Source organism: Maribacter sedimenticola (assembly GCF_900188415.1).
Lineage (GTDB): Bacteria > Bacteroidota > Bacteroidia > Flavobacteriales > Flavobacteriaceae > Maribacter > Maribacter sedimenticola.
This window is the reverse complement of the sequence record NZ_FZNV01000002.1, coordinates 445,481-470,752: the sequence shown is the minus strand read 5'-3', so window position 1 is coordinate 470,752 and position 25,272 is coordinate 445,481. Positions and strand designations below refer to the sequence as shown.

25 protein-coding genes and 1 riboswitch are annotated in these 25,272 nt (G+C 37.4%); of the genes, 15 read left to right on the top strand and 10 right to left on the bottom strand.

Features of this window, described 5'->3' with window-relative positions; translation table 11 throughout:
- Positions 1-14 precede the first annotated feature (14 nt).
- From CHB68_RS07025 to CHB68_RS07005, 5 genes are all read left to right on the top strand, one after another.
- Positions 15-602 carry a non-canonical purine NTP diphosphatase gene (locus tag CHB68_RS07025; protein ID WP_089260149.1) on the top strand — a complete coding sequence of 196 codons (588 nt, stop codon included), beginning with the start codon at positions 15-17 and terminating at the stop codon, positions 600-602.
- Positions 589-1,233 (top strand): DUF4337 domain-containing protein, encoded by a 645-nt coding sequence (locus tag CHB68_RS07020; RefSeq protein WP_089260148.1) that lies wholly within the window; start codon positions 589-591, stop codon positions 1,231-1,233. The genes CHB68_RS07025 and CHB68_RS07020 overlap by 14 nt, the downstream gene beginning before the upstream one ends.
- 157 nt (positions 1,234-1,390) lie before the next feature.
- Positions 1,391-3,193: a DEAD/DEAH box helicase gene (locus tag CHB68_RS07015; protein ID WP_089260147.1), complete on the top strand. Its 1,803-nt coding sequence runs from the start codon at positions 1,391-1,393 to the stop codon at positions 3,191-3,193.
- 74 nt (positions 3,194-3,267) lie between these two features.
- Positions 3,268-4,038 (top strand): carboxypeptidase-like regulatory domain-containing protein, encoded by a 771-nt coding sequence (locus CHB68_RS07010; RefSeq protein ID WP_089260146.1) that lies wholly within the window; start codon positions 3,268-3,270, stop codon positions 4,036-4,038.
- Positions 4,039-4,089: 51 nt separating this feature from the next.
- On the top strand, positions 4,090-5,787 hold the full coding sequence (locus CHB68_RS07005) for an alpha-amylase family glycosyl hydrolase (protein ID WP_089260145.1): 1,698 nt from the start codon (positions 4,090-4,092) through the stop codon (positions 5,785-5,787).
- A 192-nt stretch (positions 5,788-5,979) separates the two neighbouring features.
- Here CHB68_RS07005 and CHB68_RS07000 read toward each other — a convergent pair whose 3' ends face one another.
- Both CHB68_RS07000 and CHB68_RS06995 read right to left on the bottom strand, forming a co-directional pair.
- Positions 5,980-6,510, bottom strand: a complete 531-nt coding sequence (locus tag CHB68_RS07000; protein WP_089260144.1) for an SRPBCC family protein — start codon at positions 6,508-6,510, stop codon at positions 5,980-5,982.
- A gap of 41 nt (positions 6,511-6,551) precedes the next feature.
- A complete protein-coding gene (locus CHB68_RS06995; protein ID WP_089260594.1) occupies positions 6,552-7,205 on the bottom strand; it encodes a TrmH family RNA methyltransferase in 654 nt (217 codons plus the stop codon).
- A gap of 51 nt (positions 7,206-7,256) precedes the next feature.
- Between CHB68_RS06995 and CHB68_RS06990 the strand changes: the two genes are divergently transcribed.
- The gene (locus CHB68_RS06990; protein ID WP_089260143.1) at positions 7,257-7,937 is read left to right on the top strand and encodes an SIR2 family NAD-dependent protein deacylase; all 681 of its coding nucleotides are present in this window, start codon (positions 7,257-7,259) and stop codon (positions 7,935-7,937) included.
- Here the strand turns inward: CHB68_RS06990 and CHB68_RS06985 are convergent.
- Positions 7,906-8,379: a heme-binding domain-containing protein gene (locus tag CHB68_RS06985; RefSeq protein WP_089260142.1), complete on the bottom strand. Its 474-nt coding sequence runs from the start codon at positions 8,377-8,379 to the stop codon at positions 7,906-7,908. The two genes, CHB68_RS06990 and CHB68_RS06985, sit on opposite strands and share 32 nt — an antisense overlap.
- A 34-nt stretch (positions 8,380-8,413) precedes the next feature.
- Here CHB68_RS06985 and CHB68_RS06980 point away from each other — a divergent pair, with 34 nt between their 5' ends.
- The 3 genes from CHB68_RS06980 (at position 8,414) to CHB68_RS06970 (ending at position 11,446) form a co-directional block, all read left to right on the top strand.
- Positions 8,414-8,980 (top strand): hypothetical protein, encoded by a 567-nt coding sequence (locus tag CHB68_RS06980; protein ID WP_089260141.1) that lies wholly within the window; start codon positions 8,414-8,416, stop codon positions 8,978-8,980.
- Between the two features lie 115 nt (positions 8,981-9,095).
- On the top strand, positions 9,096-10,439 hold the full coding sequence (gene purB, locus CHB68_RS06975; protein WP_089260140.1) for an adenylosuccinate lyase: 1,344 nt from the start codon (positions 9,096-9,098) through the stop codon (positions 10,437-10,439).
- A 119-nt stretch (positions 10,440-10,558) separates the two neighbouring features.
- Positions 10,559-11,446, top strand: coding sequence for a mechanosensitive ion channel family protein (locus CHB68_RS06970; RefSeq protein WP_089260139.1), 888 nt, complete (start codon positions 10,559-10,561; stop codon positions 11,444-11,446).
- A gap of 54 nt (positions 11,447-11,500) precedes the next feature.
- Here the strand turns inward: CHB68_RS06970 and CHB68_RS06965 are convergent, their stop codons facing one another.
- The 6 genes from CHB68_RS06965 to CHB68_RS06940 form a co-directional block, all read right to left on the bottom strand.
- Positions 11,501-12,310, bottom strand: coding sequence for a mechanosensitive ion channel family protein (locus CHB68_RS06965; RefSeq protein ID WP_089260138.1), 810 nt, complete (start codon positions 12,308-12,310; stop codon positions 11,501-11,503).
- A 149-nt stretch (positions 12,311-12,459) separates the two neighbouring features.
- Positions 12,460-12,999 (bottom strand): DUF4252 domain-containing protein, encoded by a 540-nt coding sequence (locus tag CHB68_RS06960; protein ID WP_089260137.1) that lies wholly within the window; start codon positions 12,997-12,999, stop codon positions 12,460-12,462.
- A 64-nt stretch (positions 13,000-13,063) separates the two neighbouring features.
- On the bottom strand, positions 13,064-13,606 hold the full coding sequence (locus CHB68_RS06955) for a DUF4252 domain-containing protein (RefSeq protein ID WP_089260136.1): 543 nt from the start codon (positions 13,604-13,606) through the stop codon (positions 13,064-13,066).
- Positions 13,607-13,718: 112 nt separating this feature from the next.
- Positions 13,719-14,276 (bottom strand): DUF4252 domain-containing protein, encoded by a 558-nt coding sequence (locus CHB68_RS06950; protein ID WP_089260135.1) that lies wholly within the window; start codon positions 14,274-14,276, stop codon positions 13,719-13,721.
- Positions 14,277-14,281: 5 nt separating this feature from the next.
- The gene (locus tag CHB68_RS06945; RefSeq protein ID WP_089260134.1) at positions 14,282-14,716 is read right to left on the bottom strand and encodes a hypothetical protein; all 435 of its coding nucleotides are present in this window, start codon (positions 14,714-14,716) and stop codon (positions 14,282-14,284) included.
- On the bottom strand, positions 14,703-15,212 hold the full coding sequence (locus tag CHB68_RS06940) for an RNA polymerase sigma factor (RefSeq protein WP_089260133.1): 510 nt from the start codon (positions 15,210-15,212) through the stop codon (positions 14,703-14,705). The genes CHB68_RS06945 and CHB68_RS06940 overlap by 14 nt, the downstream gene beginning before the upstream one ends.
- 230 nt (positions 15,213-15,442) lie before the next feature.
- Here CHB68_RS06940 and CHB68_RS06935 point away from each other — a divergent pair, with 230 nt between their 5' ends.
- Together CHB68_RS06935 and CHB68_RS06930 are read left to right on the top strand one after the other, a co-directional pair.
- Positions 15,443-16,972 carry a S41 family peptidase gene (locus CHB68_RS06935; protein ID WP_089260132.1) on the top strand — a complete coding sequence of 510 codons (1,530 nt, stop codon included), beginning with the start codon at positions 15,443-15,445 and terminating at the stop codon, positions 16,970-16,972.
- 27 nt (positions 16,973-16,999) lie between these two features.
- Positions 17,000-18,466, top strand: coding sequence for a S41 family peptidase (locus CHB68_RS06930; protein ID WP_089260131.1), 1,467 nt, complete (start codon positions 17,000-17,002; stop codon positions 18,464-18,466).
- A gap of 57 nt (positions 18,467-18,523) precedes the next feature.
- Here CHB68_RS06930 and CHB68_RS06925 read toward each other — a convergent pair whose 3' ends face one another.
- The gene (locus tag CHB68_RS06925) at positions 18,524-20,395 is read right to left on the bottom strand and encodes a TonB-dependent receptor plug domain-containing protein (RefSeq protein ID WP_089260130.1); all 1,872 of its coding nucleotides are present in this window, start codon (positions 20,393-20,395) and stop codon (positions 18,524-18,526) included.
- A 70-nt stretch (positions 20,396-20,465) separates the two neighbouring features.
- A riboswitch (cobalamin riboswitch) is annotated at positions 20,466-20,721 on the bottom strand.
- Between the two features lie 70 nt (positions 20,722-20,791).
- On the opposite strand from CHB68_RS06925, the gene CHB68_RS06920 reads away from it, so the two are divergent.
- From CHB68_RS06920 to rmuC, 4 genes are all read left to right on the top strand, one after another.
- On the top strand, positions 20,792-21,940 hold the full coding sequence (locus CHB68_RS06920; RefSeq protein WP_089260129.1) for an ABC transporter substrate-binding protein: 1,149 nt from the start codon (positions 20,792-20,794) through the stop codon (positions 21,938-21,940).
- Positions 21,941-22,972 carry a FecCD family ABC transporter permease gene (locus tag CHB68_RS06915; RefSeq protein ID WP_089260128.1) on the top strand — a complete coding sequence of 344 codons (1,032 nt, stop codon included), beginning with the start codon at positions 21,941-21,943 and terminating at the stop codon, positions 22,970-22,972. It abuts the gene before it with no gap.
- An 18-nt stretch (positions 22,973-22,990) separates the two neighbouring features.
- Entirely contained in the window at positions 22,991-23,773 is a 783-nt protein-coding gene (locus CHB68_RS06910; protein ID WP_317043817.1) for an ABC transporter ATP-binding protein, read from the top strand.
- A gap of 113 nt (positions 23,774-23,886) precedes the next feature.
- Positions 23,887-25,236, top strand: a complete 1,350-nt coding sequence (gene rmuC, locus CHB68_RS06905; protein WP_089260126.1) for a DNA recombination protein RmuC — start codon at positions 23,887-23,889, stop codon at positions 25,234-25,236.
- Positions 25,237-25,272: the final 36 nt, after the last annotated feature.

Below are 25,272 nucleotides of genomic sequence, written 5' to 3'. Positions count from 1 at the left end.
CCCAAATTATTGCAATGAAACTTGTTTTTGCTACACACAATCCTAACAAATTAATAGAATTACAAAAATTGGTTCCTCCTTCGTTAGAACTAATAAGCTTAGAAACGCTGGGGTGCCACGAAGCCATTCCAGAAACCGAGAATACTTTGGAAGGCAACGCAAGATTAAAGGCCAATTATATTACGAACACCTATCAATTACCATGCTTTGCAGATGATACAGGACTGTTGGTAACCTCACTAAATGGTGAGCCCGGCGTTCTCTCCGCACGATATGCCGGTCCTGAAAACAATGCACAGGCCAATATGTCTAAATTATTGACCAAATTAGAAGGGTCAAAAGATCGTTCGGCTTATTTTAAAACCGTTATAGCACTAAATCTAAACGGTGAAACCCATATATTTGAGGGAAAGGTGGATGGTGAAATTACCATGTCTCAATATGGAGAACAAGGGTTTGGCTATGACCCCATATTTAAACCTACAGGCTATGACCAAACATTTGCACAATTACCTTTGTTCGAAAAAAATAAGATTAGTCACAGAGGCAGGGCGTTTCAAAAATTAATAGCGTATTTAAAGCATACTAATGTCACAAGATAAAAACTACAGGGAAACAGTAGAAGTTTCGGTCGCATCTGAAAAAGCGGAAGCCATAGGCGGTGTCCTTATTGCAATATTTGCCGCCCTCATGGCTATTTCACAAATGGTAAACGGAGAGCTGGAGGAAGAAATGATGATCGCACACAACAATGTAGTCAGCTACTCCAACTGGTACCAATCCAAAAGCATCAAGGAAAGTCTCAAGGAAAGTGAATATGACTATTTAAACGCCTTGATCAGCACAGGAATCGTTACCGAAGATAAAATTCCCATTGTAGAAGAAAAAATTAAAGCGGTACAATACAAGATAGAGAAATATGGAGCCGAAAAAACTGAAATTCTAAACGGTTCCGCCAGTGTAGGACAAGATAACTGGACCCAAGACCTTGAAGGCGAATTAGGAAAAATAACCGGTGTCAAGGAATGGCAAGAACTGGCAGCATCTTATGATTATGCCACCAAAAAATTTGACTATGGTATGCTTTTTTATCAAATATGCATTGTATTGGGCGCTGTCTGTATAATTATTTATGATAATCCCTTGTTGCAAAAAAGCCTAATCGTACTTATGATTATATTTGGCATTATAGGAAGCATCCTATCTATATACGGCTATGTATTGGCTCCTTAATACTTTCCTATTTATTATACTAGTCCAATAATTCGTAGTACCTTTGCAAATTAATTAACGCCGCTGGTATAGCATGTGTTGCGCTGAGTCTAATTTAAGGTTATATCGATAATCGCTCTATGCAACATTCATATTTGCGATTTAGTATAACATATTTATGACAAAGTTTGAAGCACTGGGACTGCAGAAGTCCTTATTAGATGCTGTTACCGACATGGGTTTTGAAAATCCATCTGAAGTACAAGAAAAAGCAATTCCAATTTTATTGGAAAGCGAAACCGATCTAGTTGCCTTGGCACAGACCGGTACCGGTAAAACCGCCGCATTCGGTTTTCCATTAATCCAAAAAATTGATAGTGACAGTAGAACCACACAAGGTTTGATCCTATCTCCTACCCGTGAGCTTTGCTTACAGATCACCAAAGAAATGCAAGCCTATTCCAAATACGAGCGCAACATCAACGTTGTAGCCATTTATGGTGGCGCCAGTATTACGGAGCAAGCAAGGCAAATTAAGCGTGGTGCCCAAATTATAGTGGCCACCCCCGGTAGAATGAAGGATATGATCAGTAGAAGACTGGTAGACATTTCCAAGATCGACTATTGTATTCTTGATGAAGCTGACGAAATGCTGAACATGGGCTTTATGGAGGATATCAAGGATATCCTTTCCGGAACCCCCAACGACAAATCTACATGGCTGTTCTCTGCAACCATGCCCAAGGAAGTCGCCATTATTGCTAAAAAATTCATGCACTCACCACAGGAAATTACGGTGGGAGCCAAAAATTCAGGCGCTACTACGGTACAGCACGAATATTATGTTGTAGGCGGACGTGATCGTTATCCTGCGCTTAAAAGATTGGCAGATACCAACCCGGACATATTTGCAGTTGTTTTTTGTAGAACCAAGAGAGACACCCAAAAGGTTGCTGAAAATTTAATAGAAGACGGATATAATGCAGGTGCACTGCATGGTGACTTGAGCCAAAACCAACGAGATTTGGTAATGAACTCGTTCCGTAAACGCCAAATTCAAATGTTGGTAGCTACGGATGTTGCTGCACGTGGAATTGATGTTGACGATATTACCCATGTAATCAATTACCAGTTACCGGACGAAATAGAAACCTATACACACCGTAGCGGAAGAACGGGACGTGCAGGTAAAACCGGAATTTCAATGGTTTTGATCACCAAAAGCGAACAACGCAAGATCAGGGCAATCGAAAACAAGATCAACCAAAAGTTTGAATTGAAAAAAGTACCCACGGGAATGGAAATCTGTGGTATTCAACTTCATCATTTGGCCAATAAAATCAAGGATACCGAAACCAGTTCTGATATAGACAGTTACTTACCCGCCATTAACGAAATATTGGAAGGTATAGATCGTGAGGAACTGATAAAAAAATTGATTTCCGCGGAATTCACAAGATTCTCAAACTATTATAACAAATCCAAGGACCTAAATTCACCTGATGGCGGAAAGGACAGGGGAGATAGCAGAAGAGGTGGTGAAATACCTACTAATGGTGCGGTTCGTTACTTCATCAACGTTGGTGAAAAAGATGGGTATGACTGGATGTCATTGAAGGATTTTGTACGAGATACCGTTGGTCTGGGACAAGAAGACGTATTTAAAGTAGATGTAAAGGAAAGTTTTTCTTTCTTTAATACTGAATCTTCATCCACGCAACAAATTTTGGACAAGTTTACAGATTTTAAGGTAGATGGTAGATTTGTTAATGTGGAAGTATCCAAAAACCCCGGTGGCGGTGGCGGCGGTAAACGTAGAAGCTTTGGCGGAGGCGGTGGCTTTAAAGGCAAAAGAGGCGCAAAAAGGGATGATGACAGAAGTGGTTCCGGCAAGGGACGAAGAAGGGAACGGAGCAAATCTGATAGTCCAAACTCGGGAAAAAGAAGATCAGGCACTAAAAGAAGAGGTGATTTCTTTTAGTTAATTGTATATTAAAAAATACGCTTCGGCGTATTTTTTTGTTTTGTTTGCATATTAAACCCCTTGTTAACAGCATGAAGCATATTCTAGTCTTATTTTTTATTTGTTTATCATTTATTGGTTTTGCCCAGGACGGGGATGACGCACAACGTATAAAAGCAGTAGTTATCAATGCGCAGACAGCTTCCCCTTTAGAAAGTGTGCACGTTGTCAATTTAAACCAGGTATTTGGTACAATAACCAACGAAAAAGGGGAATTTACCATTACAGCGGCAGTAAATGATACGCTATACTTTTCATTTCTTGGTTTTAAATCACAAAAAGTACGCGTAACCAATGACATGTTCAAATTTGAAAATACTGAAATTGCCCTTACTGAATTGGCCTATGCCCTTGAAGAAGTTATTGTAAGGCCTTATCAACTTACCGGCTATTTAGAAATTGACGTCAAAAACCTTCCGATCAACAATGCATACCAATATAGTATTTCTGGATTGGGCGTAAGCTATGAGGGCGGAAACAAGAACCCTAGCGCGGTAACAAAGGTATTGGGTGCCATATTAAATCCTGCTGACCTGTTACGGAATCTATTTGGCAAAAAACCCGCACAATTACGTAAATTAAGGCAAATGCGCGAAGACGACGAAATAAGAAATCTACTTGCATCTAAATTTGATCGTGAAACTTTGACGGAATTTCTTCAATTGGAAAAAGTTGATATTCAAGACATCCTTAATAATTGCAATTACTCCAAATCATTTATCACAACGGCCAATGACCTTCAAATTTTGGATGCCATAAGCAGTTGCTATGAAGAATACAAAGTTCTAAATAGAAAAAAATAATATTTTTTAGACTCGGTTCCTTGTTATAGCTTTAGCAAAAATAACACGGAAATGAAATCTAACATACTTGCCATACTTTCTATTTTTCTTTTTGTAGCCTGCCAGTCTACCGTTAAAGAGAATAAAGAAAAAACCCAGAATTCATCCCTCACAACAGGTCAAGCGGTTACTCCAAACCCAAATTTTCAATGGGAATCTGCCACAATCTATTTCTTACTTACCGATCGTTTTAATAACGGCAACCCTAATAATGATATTAATTATGGGCGCGATCAAGAGACTGGCAAATTAAGAGGGTTCATGGGCGGTGACATACAGGGAATAATCCAAAAAATTGAAGATGGTTATTTTACGGACCTTGGTGTTAATGCAATTTGGTTTACTCCGGTAATTGAACAAGTGCATGGCGCAACGGACGAAGGTACCGGTAACACATATGCCTATCATGGATATTGGGCCAAGGATTGGACCTCTTTGGACCCTAATTTTGGTACCGAGGAAGATTTGAGGAATTTGGTAAAAAAGGCACACAATAAAGGAATTCGCGTTCTGTTGGATGTAGTTTTGAACCATACCGGCCCGGTAACGGACCAAGATCCGGTCTGGCCGCAAGAATGGGTCAGGACCTCACCAACGTGTGAATTTACAACCTATGAAAATACTACAAGTTGTACCTTGGTTGAGAACCTTCCAGATATACTAACAGAATCCAATACAGCTGTAAAACTACCCGATGCCTTATTGGCCAAATGGAAAAAAGAAGGTAGACTTAGTGAAGAACTAGACGAGCTTGACGTATTTTTCAACAGAACAGGACACCCCAGGGCACCCCGCTTCTATATCATGAAATGGCTTACGGATTATATACACCAATTTGGAATAGATGGCTTTAGGGTAGACACCGTTAAGCACGTCAACGAAAACGCATGGGCAGAATTATATACGGAAGCTGCTGCTGCATTTAAGCTTTGGAAGCAAAAAAATGCATCATTGGTCTTGGACGATAATCCGTTTTATATGGTGGGCGAAGTTTACAACTATGGTATCTCAAGCGGAAGGGATTTTGATTTGGGGGATAAAAAGGTTGACTATTACGCCAACGGTTTTAAGAGTCTTATCAACTTTGAACTAAAGACAGACGCAGAAAAGGAGTATGAAACCATATTTAAAAAATACAGTAAACTGTTGCACACAACCTTAAAGGACAAAAGCGTGGTTAATTATCTTACCTCACATGATGATGGCCAACCGTTTGACAAAGAGCGTAACGACCCGTTTAGGGCTGCCAACGTATTATTATTGACCCCAGGAGCCTCTCAGATTTATTATGGTGATGAAACGGCAAGAAACTTAACGATTGAAGGTACTCAGGGTGATGCCACACTGCGGTCCTTTATGAATTGGAACGAATTGGATAGCATTCCACAAACAAAAAACATTCTGGAACATTGGCAGAAAATTGGGCGTTTTAGAAATGATCACCCAAGTATCGGTGCAGGAATCCATAATCGCCTTACTGAAAAACCTTATGCTTTTAGTAGATATTTCTCTAACGAAAAGTACACGGATAAAGTCGTAATTGGACTAGACCTTCCTAAAGGTAAAAAATCAATCTCCGTAAAAGGCATTTTTGGCAATGGCACAAAATTATATGATCGGTATACGGATACCTATGTCGTTGTGGCCAATCAACAGGTTGAATTGGAAAATGAGTTTAACACTGCTATTCTGGAACTCGCCGAGCAATAATTATTTGATTTCATATAATCACATGATAATTAATTAGAACGAATAAAGAGCAGCTGTAATAGTTAGTACCCAATATAAATAACGATAGCAAAATTGATATAGACCGCTTTAAAGTTTTATGAACTCAAAATGTCAATTCTGTGCCTACGAAAAATTCTAACCATTTAAGATGGTTTGTTCACGAATAACTAATTATTCACCTTGCAGTTGAGCCTTTAAATTTTGCAACCCTTGTTCAAAATCTTTGCCTACCATTTTATCCATGTTCATAAACAACATCATTATACTCATTGGAAATTTATTCTGCCCGGCAAAGCCCCATGTTAATTTACTTTTATTAGGGCCTAATTCTATTAAATCCATATAACATTCAGATTCGGACTTATAAGGTTTTAAGAACCTTAAATCTTGTTCCACACGCTTTCCTTCTACAATTTTGGTGATTTCTTGCTCCCCCTCTCCTACTTCTTTATTACCGTTCCAGTAACTGACAGCACCTACAGTACCATCTGTACCAATAATTTTTTGTTCCATGTTAGGATCCTTTCTAGACCAAGGTGACCATTGGGTCTGCTTTTCCAAGTATTTAATATGTTCCCAAACCTTACTAGTTGGATGATTTAATTCTATACTTCTATAGACATGATAATTTTTAGGGGCAATCAAGGCAAGTACCAATACAATGAACAATACTATTCCTAAAATAATGATGAGGGTATACATGTTGGTGGTAAATTGGTTATTTACAACAAGTTAATAAAAAATTAATTATCCCGTTCATATCGTTCAAGAATATCATCAATGCTTTTAATGGATTTTTTGGTCCAATCTAATCGCTTGGCGATCATTTCATCGGGAGTTAGTTGCCAATCTATTTCGGTTGCTTTTAATTGTGCGGTCAATTGTTGAAGGATTATTGCAGCCGAGACGGAAATGTTCAAACTTTCCGTAAAGCCTACCATTGGTATTTTTAAGGAGGTATCCGCATTATTTAATACATATTCACTTAAACCTTTTCTTTCCGTACCAAAGAACAAGGCTATTTTATCCGTTACTTGAAAGTCTTGAAGTAAGGAACTATTGGCATGGGGGCTTGTTGCAACAATTTTATAACCTTGGCCGCGCAATGCAACCATAGCTTCACTTGATTCCTGATAACGTATAATATCCACCCATTTTTGGGCGCCCATTGCAATTTCGCTATCCAAACGTTGACCGTATTTACGCTCAATAACGTGTGCTTGCTGTATTCCAAAAGACTCACAGCTACGAATGACCGCACTGGTATTGTGCATTTGATATACATCTTCTATGGCTACCGTTATATAATTGGTCCTTTGGCTCAATACCTCATTAAAACGCTCGATTCTTTCCTCGGAAATAAATTGCTCCAAATATGTTAAAAGCTTTTCATTTATCATGTTGACAAGATAAGAAAAGTATATTTTTAAGCTGAAATGAACGACTATATGAAAAACATTGTTGTATTGACCGGAGCTGGAATTTCTGCAGAAAGTGGATTAAAAACCTTTAGAGATGCCAATGGGTTATGGGAAGGTCATGATGTTATGGAGGTTGCCACCCCAGAAGGGTTCAATAAAAATCCGGAGTTAGTGCTTGAATTCTATAACCAACGCAGAAAGCAGCTACTGACCGTTTCGCCCAACCAAGCCCATAGGGCACTGGTAAAGTTGGAGCAGCTCTACAATGTTACGATAGTTACCCAAAATGTCGACGATCTTCACGAAAGGGCCGGCAGTAGCCATGTTGTGCATCTTCATGGAGAATTATTAAAGGCCAGAAGCACAAAAAATCCACATGATATATTTTACTGTTCCAATAATATCTGCGTAGGTGACCTCTGCAAGAATGGTCATCAAATTAGACCACACATTGTTTGGTTTGGCGAAGCGGTACCATTATTGGAGGACGCCGTTGCGTATACCCAAATGGCAGATATTTTGATCATCATAGGAACTTCTATGCAAGTATATCCTGCCGCTAGTCTAATAGATTTTGCCAGACCGGAAACCCCTATATATTTTGTTGATCCCAATCCTGCTTTAAGCAGTGCAAAAAATTTAACCGTAATTTCCAAAAAAGCGGTAGAAGGGGTCCCTACTTTGGTAGCTTCCCTAATTGATAAATAACTCGAGTGCGCTTTACCCAATCTAAAATTTCATTTTTTTCAATTTCGGTCAGTGCGGCCTCACGGTGCAAATAGGTATATGAAGTCAATGGCATTTCTTCATTGCCTACCACCTCTTCAATTTCCTGTAACAAATGATTTTTTTTATCCAATGTGTAGTGCTCCCATTTTGAAAAATTCAAATGTTCCTTACCTTCCTGTACATGGTCAGCGATCCAATAAGATATAGGCGCAATATTATTGTACCATGGGTAGGCCGTATTGTCACTATGACAATCAAAGCAAGAATTTTTAAGGGTATTTTTAAGGCTTTGTGACGGGTTTGTTTCCTTAGTAAAAATTACGGTATGATCACCTGGGGAAATATTTTTTGTAGGACTATAAAACTGCATGGCAACCAATATCAAAACCACGCCTAGGCTAATTTTTTTTAGTATTTTCATATTTGGGGGAAATATGAAATAAAGATACAATTTTATGACAAAGGAAATGCTTTGTAATGCTTTGAATTACATCAATGCATCACGGGAGAAAAGAGGTGAAATGGCGGCAACCATTTTATCCCAACCCTCATTAATACCTTTGCTAATCGAAATTATGAAAGACGATAAGGCTCCGTTGTCCGCCAAGGCCAGTTGGGTGTTGGAATTTGTTGCCAAAGATGATATTCACCATATATTCCATAACATACAACCTTTTAAGGATGCTTTGCCTTATCTATCACTTGAATCTTCCATTAGGCCCGCATCCAAGATTTGTGAACTATTGGTAAGCTATCATTACGGCGACGGCCCAAAATACAAACTCACCAAAACAGAATTAAATACTATTGCAGAGGTAGCTTTTGATTGGTTGATAGGTGAGCATAAAGTGGCCACCAAAGCGTATGCAATGACCACATTATTCTCACTAGGAAAAAGTATTGATTGGATACATCCAGAATTGGAGCAAATCTTGAAACTTAACTTTGAATATGGGAGTGCCGCTTATAAAGCCCGCGCAAGGATGACATTGAAAGCAATTGAAAAGCTTAAAAAGGACTAAGACATCTACCCGTATACCTAATTTTAAATAAATGCCCTTGTAACTTCTGCGCATAAGTGTTTTAAACTATAGCGCTAATAGGTATATTTGCCGCTTAATAATACAACCATTGATTATGTCTCTTAACGCACTTAATGCCATTTCTCCAATTGATGGCCGCTATAGCTCAAAAACCAAAGCACTATCTCCCTTTTTTTCTGAAGAAGCACTTATAAAATACAGGGTTAGGGTAGAAATTGAATATTTCATAGCACTATGCGAAATACCATTGCCCCAATTGGCCGATTTTGATAGCAATAAGTTCGAAGCGCTCAGAAAACTATATACAGATTTTTCTACCGCTGATGCACAAGAGATTAAGGAAATTGAAAAAACTACCAATCATGATGTCAAAGCTGTAGAATATTTTATAAAAAAAGCGTTCGATTCTTTGGGCTTGGCAAAGTATAAGGAATTTATCCATTTTGGATTGACATCCCAAGACATTAACAATACTGCTATTCCGTTATCGATCAAGGAAGCCATGAACGATGTTTATGTTCCCCAGTATCAAGAATTACTGGAGAAAATCAACGCCCTATCAGAAGAATGGAGCAATGTACCCATGCTTGCCAGAACACATGGGCAACCTGCATCCCCTACCCGTTTGGGCAAGGAAATTATGGTCTATGTAGTACGCTTAAAAGAGCAATTTAATTTATTGAACGATATCCCTAGCGCTGCAAAATTTGGTGGTGCTACAGGAAATTTTAATGCACATTTGGTGGCATACCCATCTATAGATTGGAGAACGTTTGGTCGCAATTTTGTTCAGGAAAAATTAGGTCTTCAACATTCATTTCCTACAACGCAAATAGAGCACTATGATCATATGGCCGCTTTATTTGATTGCCTTAAACGCATCAATACCATTGTCTTGGATTTAGATAGAGATTTTTGGACCTATGTTTCCATGGATTATTTTAAACAAAAAATTAAGGCTGGTGAAGTTGGCTCTTCCGCAATGCCGCATAAAGTGAACCCTATAGATTTTGAGAATTCCGAGGGTAATCTTGGTATTGCCAACGCCGTTTTTGAACACCTGTCTGCCAAACTACCCGTCTCCAGATTACAAAGAGACCTTACGGATAGTACCGTTCTACGTAATGTAGGAGTACCTTTTGCACATACGATGATCGCTTTTCAATCTACCCTAAAAGGATTGAACAAACTATTATTGAACAAAATAAAGTTTGAACAAGACCTTGAAAATAACTGGGCCGTAGTTGCAGAGGCAATACAGACTATATTAAGACGAGAAAGTTATCCTAATCCTTATGAAGCTTTAAAGGGTCTAACACGCACCAATGAAACTATAAATAAAAATTCCATTGCCAATTTTATCGATACTTTAGATGTATCCAATGAAATTAAAGAAGAGCTAAAACAGATTTCTCCAAGCAATTATACGGGAATTTAAGTCACTTTTAATTCATTTACATTTTTCTTTGGTTCATTTCGATTAAAGCTAATGATTTGACTTTCAAAATTTTAGTTTTGTGTTTTAACATTATTAATTAAACACAAAATTAAACGTATATGCAAGCAAATTTCTCAGTAGAAGAATCAGTTAGTAGTCTTTGGGAAAAATTAGGGGGCTGGTTAGATGCCATTATTTTAAAATTGCCAAATTTGATAATGGCAATTTTGGTCATGTTCTTATTTTATTTATTGGCCAGGGGAATACGTAAAGTTTTACGAAGAACCATCCTAAGGAAAATCTCTCAAGTATCCATACAGGAAATTATTGCAAAAGTCGTTTTCGTAACCATTATTTTAATAGGGTTTTTTATAGCTCTTGGCGTATTGGACCTTGATAAAGTGCTTACCAGTATTTTGGCCGGTGCAGGTGTTGTTGGTTTGGCCATAGGTTTGGCCTTACAGGGCACACTTAGCAATACATTTGGCGGATTGATATTGTCCTTTATGCCTCAGCTTAAAATAAATGATTTTATAAAGGCAGACGGTGTATCTGGATTTGTTACTGAGATAAGTTTACGCAATATCATTATAAAACAACCGGACAATAATGTTGTGGTTATTCCAAATTCAAAATTTATTGACGGTTCCTTTACCAATTATTCCATGAACAACAGAAATAGAATTTTTGTTCATTGCGGTGTTGGTTATGAAAGTGATCTACAAATGGTAGAAGACTTGACAGTGAAGATTATCCAGGATAATTTTAAACAGAACGACGGGGAATCCGTAGAGTTCTTCTTTACTGAGTTTGGAGATAGCTCCATTAATTTTATGGTTCGGTTTTGGGCAGATTGTGTCAATGTAAAACAAGAACATGCTGCAAGACATAAGGCCATTAAATTGATCAAGACACATTTTGATGATCGGGAAATCAATATTCCGTTCCCAATACGTACCTTGGATTTTGGCAAGAACAGTCTACAAATGGTCAAAGACCAAGCATAAATAAAAAATCCCGTTGTAAAACTACAACGGGATTTTTATTAAAATTCAACTAATCTATTTATTAATTTGTACTTCATGTGGATAAGGTATTTCAATACCAGCTTTATCCAATGCATGTTTACTTCCTTCTACCGTAGCAAAAAATACATCCCAATAATCTTCTGGCTTACAAAAAGGTCTTACCACCAAGTTTACGGAACTATCTGCCAGTTCTGAAACATTAACCGACGGAGCCGGATCTTTTAGCACTTTAGGGTTGGCCACCAACATCTCTAACAAAACTTCCTTGGTTTTTTTAAGATCAGAACCGTAATCCACACCTACCGTTGTATCTACCCTCATTTTACCTTCTGCTGTATAATTAATGATATTACCGTTGGCCATGGCTCCATTTGGTACAATAGCCAATTTGTTCTGTGGGGTAATTAATTTTGTGGTGAAAATTTCAATTTCCTTTACATTTCCCAAAACACCTTGTGCTTCGATCAAATCACCAATCTTGTAAGGTTTAAATATGATTAAAAGCACACCTCCTGCAAAATTGGACAGTGATCCCTGTAAAGCCAAACCTATGGCCAAACCTGCCGCTGCAATAACAGCTGCAAAACTGGTGGTTTCTACACCTAATACGGATATTACCGTAATAATCAAAAAGATGGTAAGTGCCCACTTTACCAAACTCAACAAAAATTTCTTTAAAGATTCATCGTAATCTTGGGCGGCCATTCCTTTTCTTATTACCCCTACCAATTTCTTTATAATCCATGAGCCTATCAAATACATTATAATGGCCATAATTACTTTTGGCCCATATTCCATTACCAAATCAATTCCTTTGTCAATCCATAATTGTGCTTTCTCCATGTTTTTCAATTTTAGGTTGTTATTTATTGTTCTTATTTATAAGACACCATAATTTGTTTAAAGTCACTTTAATCGCTCTCTACTGCGTTAACAAAAAAAAAGCCCGTTATCTAAAAATAACGGGCCGTTTATAGTTAAAACTCAAAAACTCAACCTTTAAAAAAACTTCCTAACTGTTCCAAGCCTTCTCCATTAAAGTCCGATTTTTCCATAGCTTGCAACAATTGAACGAAACTGGCGGGATTCATATCGTCACCCAAGACACGAACGAGAATCAACCCTTTTTCATCATTATCGCCGTAAATAACAATTTCGTCTATTGAATCGTCATCACCCTTTAATTGTATAGTGGCTTTACCAAAGGAGGTATTCATTTTCATTAATTCGCTAAAATCACCACCTTTTAAAATATTCTTTATCGCTACCTTTTGCGTTTCATAATCGGCCGCGTTCACTTCATTTTTCTTGAAGGCCAGAATATTTAGCTTTTTGAGAGAATTTGCGGTCTTTGCCTGGGTCTCGCTTAAATTGGCCTTTTCTACGTTTAATATATTTGCCGGGATATCAAATGACATAAAGTTGGGGTTTTCCGCATTTGCAACAAAATATTGCTGTAGGCTCTGTTCAGAAGAACACGAAGTAACTACCACGACCAATAAAACAACCAAAATCCTTTTTATATTTTTCATACTATTCAGTTATTAAATGACAAAGGCCTTTTCCAAAAGGAAAAGACCTTATATCCTATTTTATCTATTTGCCCGATGCCTTGTTCAAATCCTTTGGCAAATTCATTTTATTGGTCAATGAACCAATTTTATTTAGATCAATATCACCCGTAAGACTTACCAATACGGTCTCCAATTTGCGACCATGATCACCGACCTCAACATTTTCCAAACCGGATACGAACATTAACAGTTCTGTGACATGGTCCTTTTTGGCTCCATCCCTAACATAGAATTTTACATTAACATCTTTATCCTTTACACGCATCAGTTCCTCAAGTTTAGAAGATTTAAGATATTTTTTAACGGTCGCCGTCATATCTGCCGAAACCCCGGCATCCTCTGTCATAAAGACCTTAACATTCTTTAATCCACTTGCGATGTCCATAAATTCCTTAGCTTCAGCATCATCGCTCATACCGCCAATTTTAGAGACCAGGTCTATCATCCCCTTATTAACGATTACAGAACCTACGTTGTCCATATTCTCGTATTTGTCGAATACAGATTGTGAAAAGCCCATTAAGGGTACCATTGCCATTAAAAATACTACTGCTACTTTTTTCATGATTGTTGTTTTTAGATCACTTCACTTAATTAGTTTCCATGATCGATTAATTGATGAATATTAGTCGTTCATTTATGATGCGTTGTGTAAGGGCCACCATATCCTGAACTTGTTACTTATTTCCCTTATTTCCTGCTTTACCTAATTGATCGCCACCAGGTAAATCCATCTTATCGGTTAATTTTGAAACTGATTTTAAATTGATATCTCCCGTTAAGGACAATAGTACGGTTTCCAATTTTTTACCGTTGATATCAATATCCATTTCCTTCATGCCGGTCACGAACATTAGCAATTCCTTTACGTGATCACTATCCTTGCCTTCCTTGACATAGAATTTCACATTAGAACCGCCATCGCGTACGCGCATTAACTCTTCAAAAGATGAACTCTTTAACCGGTTGGTCACCCAATTATCCACATCCTTGGAAATGGCCGGGTCCTCCGTTGTTATTACTTTAAAACTGGTGATTGAATTGACCAGTTCAAAAAACTCCTTTGCCTCTGGATCATCTGAACTTACACTCATTTTACCGAGCATCTGAAACATTTTTGGCTGCATGGCAACAAATGTCACCTTATCATTGTCCTCATACTTTTCAAATATATCCTGTGCTTTAGAAAGTATTGGGGCCAATACCAACAGGGCCAATAGTATTATCTTTTTCATTTTATTTACTTTTTCGTTAAAAATTTATTCGTTGTTTTCTCAAATTCCTCTAAGTGATAGAGTTGCTCTGTGCCTTTATTGAAATTCATTGCCAATAACGCAAAGGCCTCTTTTGCGGACTCTATTTCCTCTTGGGTATACTCATCTGCCAAAGTAACCGGCGCCGGTGTAGGTTGATAAAAGTATAGCCCACATATAAAGACTGCAATTGCAGCTACAGAAACCCATTTTAAATACTGTTTTCTAGGTTTTAATGGGACCGGCTTTGTAAAGCGTTCTTTTTTTGCCTGGGTAAAATAATTGAACATAGGGGCATGCTGCGCTAAATGTGGTGCAACATCGTCACCTGAGAAATACGACCTTAACATTTCTTCCTCTGCTACCGTAGTGGTCGCTTCAAAATATTTCTCTATTAATCTTTCTATATTATGCAATTCCATAATTATGCTTTTCCATTAATTTTTCTCTTACCGTTTTTCTTGCCCTGGACAATGCAACCCGTATAGCTGTAGGTTTCATATCCAGTAATTTTTCTATTTCATCGTAATCATATTGTTCCACATCCCTTAATTGTAACACCATTTTCTGCTGTTCCGGCAACTCATCCATAATACGTTCTACCCAATTGACACTATCCTTAGCTTCTACCTCGTTCTGCAACGATGTACTGGAATCCGTATAATTACTATGAACCAATTTTAAATTTCCAGCTTGTTTTGACTTTAATCTATCCAAACAAAAATTTTTGGTCATGGTCATGGCAAATGCCTCTACGTTATTATAGGATGTAATTTTACTTTTCTTGGACCATAATTTGATCAGTATCTCTTGCGTAGCGTCCTCAGCTTCTTCCGTAGATACCAACAACCTTTTGGCCATGCGAAAAAGTTTATCCTTAAAAGGCATTACAATATTTAAAAACTCTGTTTGTTTCATTTTTGGTTTGGCTGTTCATAAGCTTGCTAACAGGCTTACAAAATGAAGACGAAGTAGAACGATTTTTGTTACAATTAATTTTTATTCTGATGACTTGTGAGTAAATTTAACATCTTAAAGCTTGTAAATTACGTACATAAATGAAAATGCATTTACTTAGGTGCTATACAAACATTCTATTTTTGGAATGTTTTTTGTTCTTTAGGTAAATATTCACTAAAAAAATTATTATGAAAAAATTTTTCCTATCCCTACTGTGCCTAGGGTTAATTGCAACTTCTTGTAACAAAAATGACGACGACCCCATTATTGAAGAAGAAGAAAAAGAAGAGATTGAACCCCCCGTTGAGGAAGAAGAAGTTGTTGACATTGAAGTACAGAATTTTTTATGGCAGACCCTAAACCTATATTATTTTTGGCAGGGCGAAGTTACGGATCTTGCGGATGACCGTTTTGATACACAAGCTGCTTATGAGGCCTATTTAACGGAAAATGATAATCCAGTAGACCTGTTGGAAAATAAGTTGCTTTTTTCCGAGGACAGATTTACCTTTTACGATGAAAATTATAGAGAATTGGTCAACAGTTCTGCAGGGGTATCCAAAAGTAACGGTCTACAATTTGGACTTTCCTTGATCGGCAATACGGATGATGTATTTGGTTATGTAGAATATATTATCAAAAACTCTGATGCAGCCGGTAAAGATATTAAAAGAGGTGATGTTTTTATTGGTGTTAACGGTACCCGGTTGAACAGGGATAATTATATTTCGCTTTTGTTCGGCGATAATGATACGTATACGCTTAACATGGCCGAAATAAATAATAATACCATAAGCCCTACCGATAAGGAAGTAACACTGAACAAGGTAGAAGGTTTGGTAGAAGACCCAATTCATGTTACTGAAATCATTACTGCTGGCGACAGGAAAATCGGCTATTTCATGTACAATCAGTTCGTTTCTGGTACAGAAGATGAAATGAACGCAATTTTTGCCGATTTTAAAGCGCAAAACATCACGGACTTGGTATTGGATTTAAGGTATAATCTTGGAGGTCGTGGCTCAACTGCCGCCGTATTGGCCAGTTTAATCTATGGTACCAATACCAACGACCTTTTTTATAGAACCAGGTACAATGATAAACTACAATCGCAATTTGACAGTAGTTTTACCGATAATTACTTTGTAGGTACTACAGGTACGCAAGATGGTAATAGCGATGCGGCATTGACATCGTTAAATTTACCTCAAGTATACATTATAGCCACAGGTAGCTCTGCCTCAGCCAGTGAATTGGTCATGGTAGGCCTTGAGCCATACATTAATGTGGTACACGTTGGTACGACCACCATAGGTAAAAACCAAGGTTCAGTCTTATTTGTAGATGACCCGGAAGGCGGCAATGTATATGATCCAGAAAGAGAAGATCAAATTAACCCCAACGTGCAGTGGGGATTACAGCCTATTATAAGTAAAGTGGAGAACGCCAGTGGGTTTTCTGACTACTCAGAAGGTTTAAATCCAGATATTGAACTTGACGAAGATATTACCAACCTTGGAATTTTGGGAGATGCAAATGAGCCCCTATTGGCAAGGGCTATTCAGGAAATCGTTGGTCAAGGAGCCAAAAGAAATTTTGAGGTACAGATACCTGCAAACCTTATTTCCAGTTCAAAGCTTCATAATCCACGTAACGCCACGCTTTTGCTTAATAATGGTAGAATGCCTACCGGTGATTTACTATTGCCCAAAGAATAAATAAGGAATAGTTTAGTTTAAACATATATGAAAAAGAAATTTTTGGCGCTTCTCATCTTTTGCCTTGTACTATCATGCTCAAAGGATGAGGATTTAACCTTGCCCACTACGGTAGACCCAGATGGCTCCGCAGATGTAGAGGTACAGGATTTTATGTGGAAGGCCATGAACTTTTGGTATTTCTGGCAAGAAAATGTAGATGACCTTGCAGATGACCGGTTTACAAATACTACTGAAGGTAGGGCAGAATACACCGCATTTTTAGATTCTGAAAACAGTCCTGCTGCGTTCTTTGTAAACAAGCTTCAGTATATTGAGGACCGTTTTAGTTTTTACAACGATGATTATAGGGAACTCACCAATTCTTTAGCCGGTATTTCAAAAAGTAACGGATTGGAATATGGTCTGGTACGTTTTCAGGATAGTGAAGAACTGTTTGGTGTGGTTCGTTACGTTGTTCCCAACTCCAATGCTGCAACTACCAGCATCAAAAGGGGCGATTTGTTTACGGGAGTGGATGGACAAACATTGACCTTATCCAACTATCAGCAACTCTTATTTACTGGCAACGATACCTATACGTTGAATATGGCCGAATTTGTCAATGGCTCCATAAGCCCTACTGATGAGGAAGTAGAACTTACCAAAGAAGAAGCTTTAGCGGAAAACCCAATTTTAATTTCCAAATCCTTTGAAATTGGCGGTGCCAATATTGGTTATATCATGTATAATCAATTTACCAACGAATATGATGATCAGTTATATAGTGCCATACAAGCCTTAAAATCAGCAGGTATTACCAGCTTGGTGATGGATTTAAGATATAATCCGGGTGGCTCGGTAAATACAACACGTTTGCTTGCAAGCATGATTTATGATACCAATACTTCTAATATTTTTTTAAGGAAAAGGTACAATGATAAATTGCAGGAGCAGTTTAACGATAGTCAGTTAGAGGTATATTTTACGGACAAGATAGATGGTACCACCATTAATAGCTTAGGACTTGATAAATTATATGTGCTAACATCCGCTAGTTCTGCCTCGGCAAGTGAATTGTTGATCAATAGTTTGGAACCTTATATGGACGTTATTCAAATTGGGGATGTTACAAGAGGTAAGAACGAATTTTCAACCACTTTGGTAGATGATCGTGACAATTCCTATTTATATACCCCATCAAGGGTCAATAAAATTAATCCTGACAATCAATGGGCCATACAGCCCTTAATAGGTAGAAACGAAAATGCGGAAGGTTTCTTTGACTATACCTCTGGATTACAACCAGATATTTTTTTAAAGGAAGATTATGGCAATCTAGGTATTTTAGGTGATCAAAATGAACCTTTATTGGCAAGGGCCATACAGGAAATAACGTCAGAAACGGGCAAGCGCGATTTTACGGTCCATAACCCTATAGATATCATCGGAAGTTCAAAGATGACAAATCCTATGAACAACAAAATGATTGATGATACGGTCTATGACCAATAGTTTTCATTTAACTTTAATAAAGAAAAAAGGGCAGCTTATCAGCTGCCCTTTTTTTTGCTATAAATTTAGTTTAAACCCTAATCTTAAATTTAAACCTTTAGTCGTATAATCAACTAATTCTGTATATTCTGCATTCAAAAGATTATCAACACCTACAAAAGCTCCGAAATTATCCGAAAACTGATGTTTCACCTGAAGGTTTACCAATGAGAAACTATCTAAGTTTACATTGGTAAAGGTGGCAAAATCAGTATCGGTACGATCAGATACAAACTGATAAGATGCGCCTAAAAATGTATTATCCGCAATAGTGTAACCAATTGTAGCGTTGACCTTGCTCTTTGGTATTCTCAATGCCAAACCTTCTTTTGAATTGGTATACGTGTAGTTGGCGTTAATAGTTAAATCTTTTGTTGGTACAGCAGAAAACCCTACTTCTACCCCATTAAAATGTGCTGTATCTACCAAATTGCGATACTGACTTTCAAACGTATTTGGGTCTATGGTTACATAATCGATTCTATCATCTTCGGTTCTATTAAAATAAACCGCATTTATCATAAACCTATCTGAAAGTCTATATTCTAAACCTCCTTCAATAGTAGTATCCTCTTCAGGATTCAAATCTGGGTTTGCACCAAATGGCCCATATAGCTGTGATAAATTAGGCGCTATATATGAGGTAGCAAATGAACCTAAAAACTTCAGATATCCAGAATTAATATTTATTCTATATGATGGATTAAAATTGTAGATAAAATTAGAACCATAATCACTATGATTATTTAAACGCACACCTGCATTTAGGTTAATTCCACGCTCACCCACATACACAACATTTATATAAGGGTCTACTGTATTTGTGTTTTGCTCTTCACTGAACAAAGTCTGACTGTCTATATAATTTAAACCTACAATAGTATGTATGTTCTCATTAAATGTATACTTATTGAATACATCTAAAATATAAGATTGTGAATCGTATGCCGCGGGAAAGCTTGAAACAAAAGACCTGTCTATTTGATTAAACGCCGTATTTACATGAATACTTCCTTTTTCATACCCATACGTTGAAGCTAGACCAAAACGAGATTGCTCACCGGAAAACGAGAAATCGGCATCTTCAATTGGAAAACCGTTGTCATAATCACTGTTCAGTTTATTATAAAATGCAGAAGCTGTAACGCCAAAACGTTCTGTAAATTGATAACCTACTTTCAAATTACCATCAACTCGTGAAAAAACATCTACTTCAGTACCAATAGCTGCAGATAGCCCATCCGTAAATTGATGTCCGCCAGAGGCCAATACAGAGAGTTTTCCATGTTTTGCCGATACATTTACCGTATTGGAAAAATCAGAGATATTAAAGTTTTGGTCATCCTGAGATTGATTGGTTCCCATACTCGAAATTACCTCCATAGCAAGTCCCTCTTTCTTTGCCTTTTTGGTAGTAATATTAATTACAGCTGTTGCCGCAGAGTTACCATAAAGTGTACTTGCAGCTCCTTTTAAAATTTCAATGCTTTCGATTTGTGAAGTATTTAATAAACGTAAATCAAACTCTGCACTGGTACCTGATGGGTCAGAAACCTGAATTCCATCAATTATCACCAATACCTGGCGGTTATTTCCTCCCCTAACATAGGTTGATAAATTTTGACCGGCATAACTTCTTGTACCATTTATTTCTATACCGCTTTTGGTATTGATGATTTCGGCAACGGACCTACCTTGATTTTGCTCCAATTCTTTTTGAGAAATGGAAATGACTGTTTTACCGGAGTTTTCACGCTTTAGCTCAAATCGTGAATCACTCACCACGACCTCGTCTAGTTGTAAAATGTTGGTTGAATCCTGTTCTTGTTGCGCTCCTACTTTAGCGCATAACAATAATGTGACCGTAGGCCACAAAAAATAATTTTTCATTCGTTTAAATTCATAAACGGGAGCATAGTATGTCTGTACCCATACGTAAACCTTTATCCCGAAAGTTTAACATTGTTGTTTGAATAAGGCAGGTCTCCTGACTCGTTTTATGTTATTTTGCCTTCCCATGTTTCTATACCGGATTAGAAAACAAAGTGGCTATGCAGTAAATAACATCCTCTTAAACGAGGTACCAATTAAAACCTATTCGTCAATAGATGTGGTCGGTATAAACTTACAGTTGCGGGAACAGTTCCGGATTTACACCGGATTCCCTTTTAATTTCACTGCCATAAGCAGCGAAAACCAAAATTCACGGCGAAAATAAACATTTTGTTTAATCTTTCTAGGTAAACTTTTATAATACTACTTTTGAAAAATAGATGTAAAATACAAATGCTTAAACAACTTCTCTTACTCAGTTACTTACTCTTTTTATGTGGGTGTAAACAACAAAAGACAGAATCGCCCCCACTAGAATCTGCAGTTGAAAATGTAGCTATTAGTCATGCAAATGGTTTTACAATAGAAAAACAAGCCTCTGGCATTACGATTCTTAAAATATTGGCACCTTGGCCAAATGCGGAAGCTTCTTTTACGTATGCATTGATTCCTAAAGAGAAACAAGCATTTATATCGTTGGATAAAAATCAATATGACGCCATAATTTCCGTACCAATCGATAATATTGTAGTAACCTCAACTACCCATATACCTGCACTTGAAGCTTTGGGAGCTCTGGATAAGCTTGTAGGGTTCTCAGATACCAAATACGTATCTTCTAAAGCCGCGCGAAAACGAATTGACGCTGGCCAAATCAAAGAACTTGGCATCAACGAAAGCTTAAACACAGAAGCTGTTTTAGCCCTTAAACCCGACTTGGTAGTGGGTTTTGCCGTTAGTGGCAGTAATAGCGCTTACGAAACATTACAACGCTCTCAGATACCCGTAATTTATAATGGTGATTGGGTTGAAGAAACACCATTGGGTAAAGCGGAATGGATTAAATTTTTCGCACCCTTTTTCAATAAAGAATCTGAAGCAGATGTCATTTTCGCTGAAATTGAAAAGTCCTACCTCGATGCAAAAAAATTAGCAGAAACTGCAGATACAACGCCCACTGTACTTAGCGGCGCAATGTATAAAGATGTATGGTATTTACCGGGTGGTAAAAGTTGGGCGGCAAATTTTCTTAAAGATGCCAACTCAAATTACTTATGGAAAGAAACACCTGATAGCGGTAGTCTATCCTTAAGTTGGGAAAATGTTTTACTCGAAGCCAAAACTGCTGAATATTGGATTGGACCGGCGCAGTTTAAGTCGTACACTGAAATGGAATCCTCGAGTGCACATTATGCTCAGTTTGATGCGTTTAAAAATGAAAAAGTATACACTTTTGCCAATACCGTTGGTGAAACCGGTGGTAATCTGTATTATGAACTAGCACCTCAACGCCCAGATATTGTGTTGAAAGATTTAATTCATATTTTACATCCCGGTCTTTTACCCGAGCATGAACCTTTCTTTTTTAAACCACTAAATTAATTGGTTAAACAACCTACATATAGTATCCATTTTATTGCTTTACTGATAGTACTGCTTTTTTGTTTGGGCTTAAATATCAGTCTTGGTTCTGTCAGCATTTCGGTCATGGACACCATGAATGTTATTTTTGGTGCCGATATTACCGATTCATCAACTTCATATATTATTTGGAATTATCGTATACCGAAAGCCCTAACCGCCATTTTAGTTGGTAGTGGTTTGGCCTTAAGCGGTCTATTAATGCAAACCCTGTTCAGGAATCCACTTGCTGGCCCGTATGTATTGGGTATCAGTTCCGGGGCAAGTTTAGGCGCAGCGTTATTGATTATGGGCTCCTCCCTATTTTCAGGAATTATGACGTTTTCCGCTTTTAACGACATAGCTTTGGCAGTCGCAGCAAGTACAGGTAGTTTTCTTGTGCTTTTAGTTGTGCTTACCGTAGCCATTAAAATAAAAGATACCATGGCACTTCTTATTATTGGTTTAATGTTTGGTAGTATTACGAGTGCTATTGTAAGTGTACTCTCCTATTTTACAAAAGCTGAAAAATTACAGCAGTATATCTTTTGGGAATTTGGAAGTCTAGGTAATCTTACCTGGACACAATTATCAATTCTGTGCCTTTGTACATGCATAGGCATACTATTAAGTATATTTTCCATTAAATCTCTCAACGCATATTTACTAGGTGAGAATTACGCAAAGAGTTTAGGTATCCATTTGAAAAAATCGCGTTATACCATTATCATTGCCACCGGACTTTTAGCCGGATGTATAACCGCATTTGCAGGACCCATAGCGTTTATTGGTTTAGCGGTACCCCATTTAACCCGACAACTATTTCACACAACCAACCATAAAATTTTAATACCAGCTGTTCTATGTTGTGGCGCTATCTTAATGTTGATTTGCGATACAATTGCGCAACTACCAGGTTCAATGAGCGTATTGCCAATTAATGCCATAACAAGCTTGTTTGGGGCTCCTGTAGTCATTTGGTTATTGGTCCGGAAAAAGAAAATGATGTTTTAATGCAAACGAGATAAAGTTATCAAAGACAAAAACATAAATAGCACACTGACTGTCAGTAATTTATCTATTGGATATGACAAAAAAGTCATTGCCGATAGTATTTCATTCGACTTAAAAAAAGGGGAACTTGTTGCTATTGTTGGCGTTAACGGCATTGGTAAATCTACATTACTACGCACCATTGCCGGATTTCAACCAAAACTATCCGGTTCCATACAAATTGAAGGAAAAGAATTAGCAAATATTGATTCGTTGGACTTGGCCAAAAAGGTGAGTGTAGTACTTACAGAACCTATCGCTTCTAAGAACATGTCCGTAAAAGAGTTATTGGCATTAGGAAGACAACCATATACAAATTGGTTAGGGAAATTATCTGATGATGACATAGCATTCATTACCAAAAGTGTTAAGCTATTGGAGCTAACCCCGTTTCTCGATAAAAAATGCTTTGAATTAAGCGACGGACAATTGCAACGTGTAATGATTGCTAGGGCCTTGGTTCAAGACACAAGTATGATTCTTTTAGATGAACCTACTACGCATTTAGATTTATATCATAAAGTGCAGATTTTAAAACTCTTGAAATCTATAGCTCATCAAACCGAAAAAACAATTCTTTTTACGAGCCATGAAATAGAATTGGCCATACAGTTATGTGACAAAATGTTGATTTTAGACGGACATACCAATTCGTTTGAAGAGCCTTGTAAACATATTGAACATAAAAATTTTGAAACTTTATTTCCTGCAGAACTGATTTCATTTAATGCCAACTCTGGTTCTTTTAAAATTAAAAAATAAAGGGTTTAAAATCCATATCAATTTAGGTCTTCCTTATGTTGAATAAATCAGGATAGGTGCTTTATATTTTTAATACCTGATCCAGTATCTTTACTGTATCACATTAAACACTCATGAACGAATTATATATTTACTTCCTAATTGCTATTCTATGCCTTGCAATCGGCTATTTTCTAGGTAATTATATACAGCAATTAAAAACAACTTCTAAGCAAAGTGCTTTGGAGGAGCGCGAACAGCAAATGCAAGCTAATTTATCGGTTTTACAAGAACGCCTTAAAGAGACAGAGCAACAGAAACTTTCGCTACAATCAGAAAAGGAACAGCTTGGTAACAGAATTGTACGGGCACAAGCTGATATGGAGCACTTGCACGATAAAAACCGTGAACAGAAAGAAGAGGTAGAAAAGCTACAGGAAAAATTTACAAAGGAATTTGAAAACTTAGCCAATAAGATTCTAGAAGAAAAAAGCTTAAAATTCACGGAGCGGAATGAGAAAAATATTAAAGATATTCTAACCCCTTTAAATGATAAAATACAGCTTTTTGAAAAGAAGGTAGAAGCTAGTCAGAAAGAGAATATCAGCATTCATTCTGCCCTGAGAGAACAACTGTTGAATCTTCAATCTCAAAACTTGAAAATTACCCAAGAGGCTGAAAACTTAACCAAAGCCTTAAAAGGTGATAGTAAAATGCAAGGGAATTGGGGCGAATTGGTTCTAGAACGTGTTTTAGAAAAATCAGGTTTAGAAAAAGACCGAGAATATACGGTTCAACAAAGTTTTACTAGAGCTGATGGTAGTCGTGTACTTCCCGATGTCATCATCAATCTGCCCGATGGCAAAAAAATGATCGTAGATTCTAAAGTGTCACTTACTGATTATGAGCGTTATGTAAATGCTGATGAAGAGCTTAAGGATTCCTATTTAAAAGACCACATCAACTCATTACGTAGGCATGTTGCCCAGTTGTCCGCTAAGAAATATGAGGACCTTTATGAAATGGAAAGTCCCGATTTTGTATTGATGTTCGTTCCCATAGAACCCGCATTTGCAATAGCGATTAATCAAGATAGTTCATTATACAATAAAGCCTTTGAGCAGAATATTATCATTGTTACTCCCTCTACCCTTTTAGCTACGTTACGTACTATAGACAGTATGTGGAATAATGAAAAACAACAACGAAATGCCATTGAAATTGCACGACAAGCAGGCGCGCTCTATGATAAGTTTGAAGGGTTTGTTGGGGATTTAATGAAAGTGGGCAAAAAAATGGATGAGGCAAAAAGTGAATACAAAGGGGCTATGAACAAACTGGTAGAAGGCCGCGGCAATATTGTAACGAGTATTCAAAAATTAAAGAAAATGGGTGCCAAGGCCAAAAAAACGATTCCGGAAGCTGTTTTAAATAGAGCTTTGGAAGATGAAGACATAAAGGAAGAACCAAAATTGGAATTATAAGAAACTTTAACAACTACGGTATAACATATTAAAGGT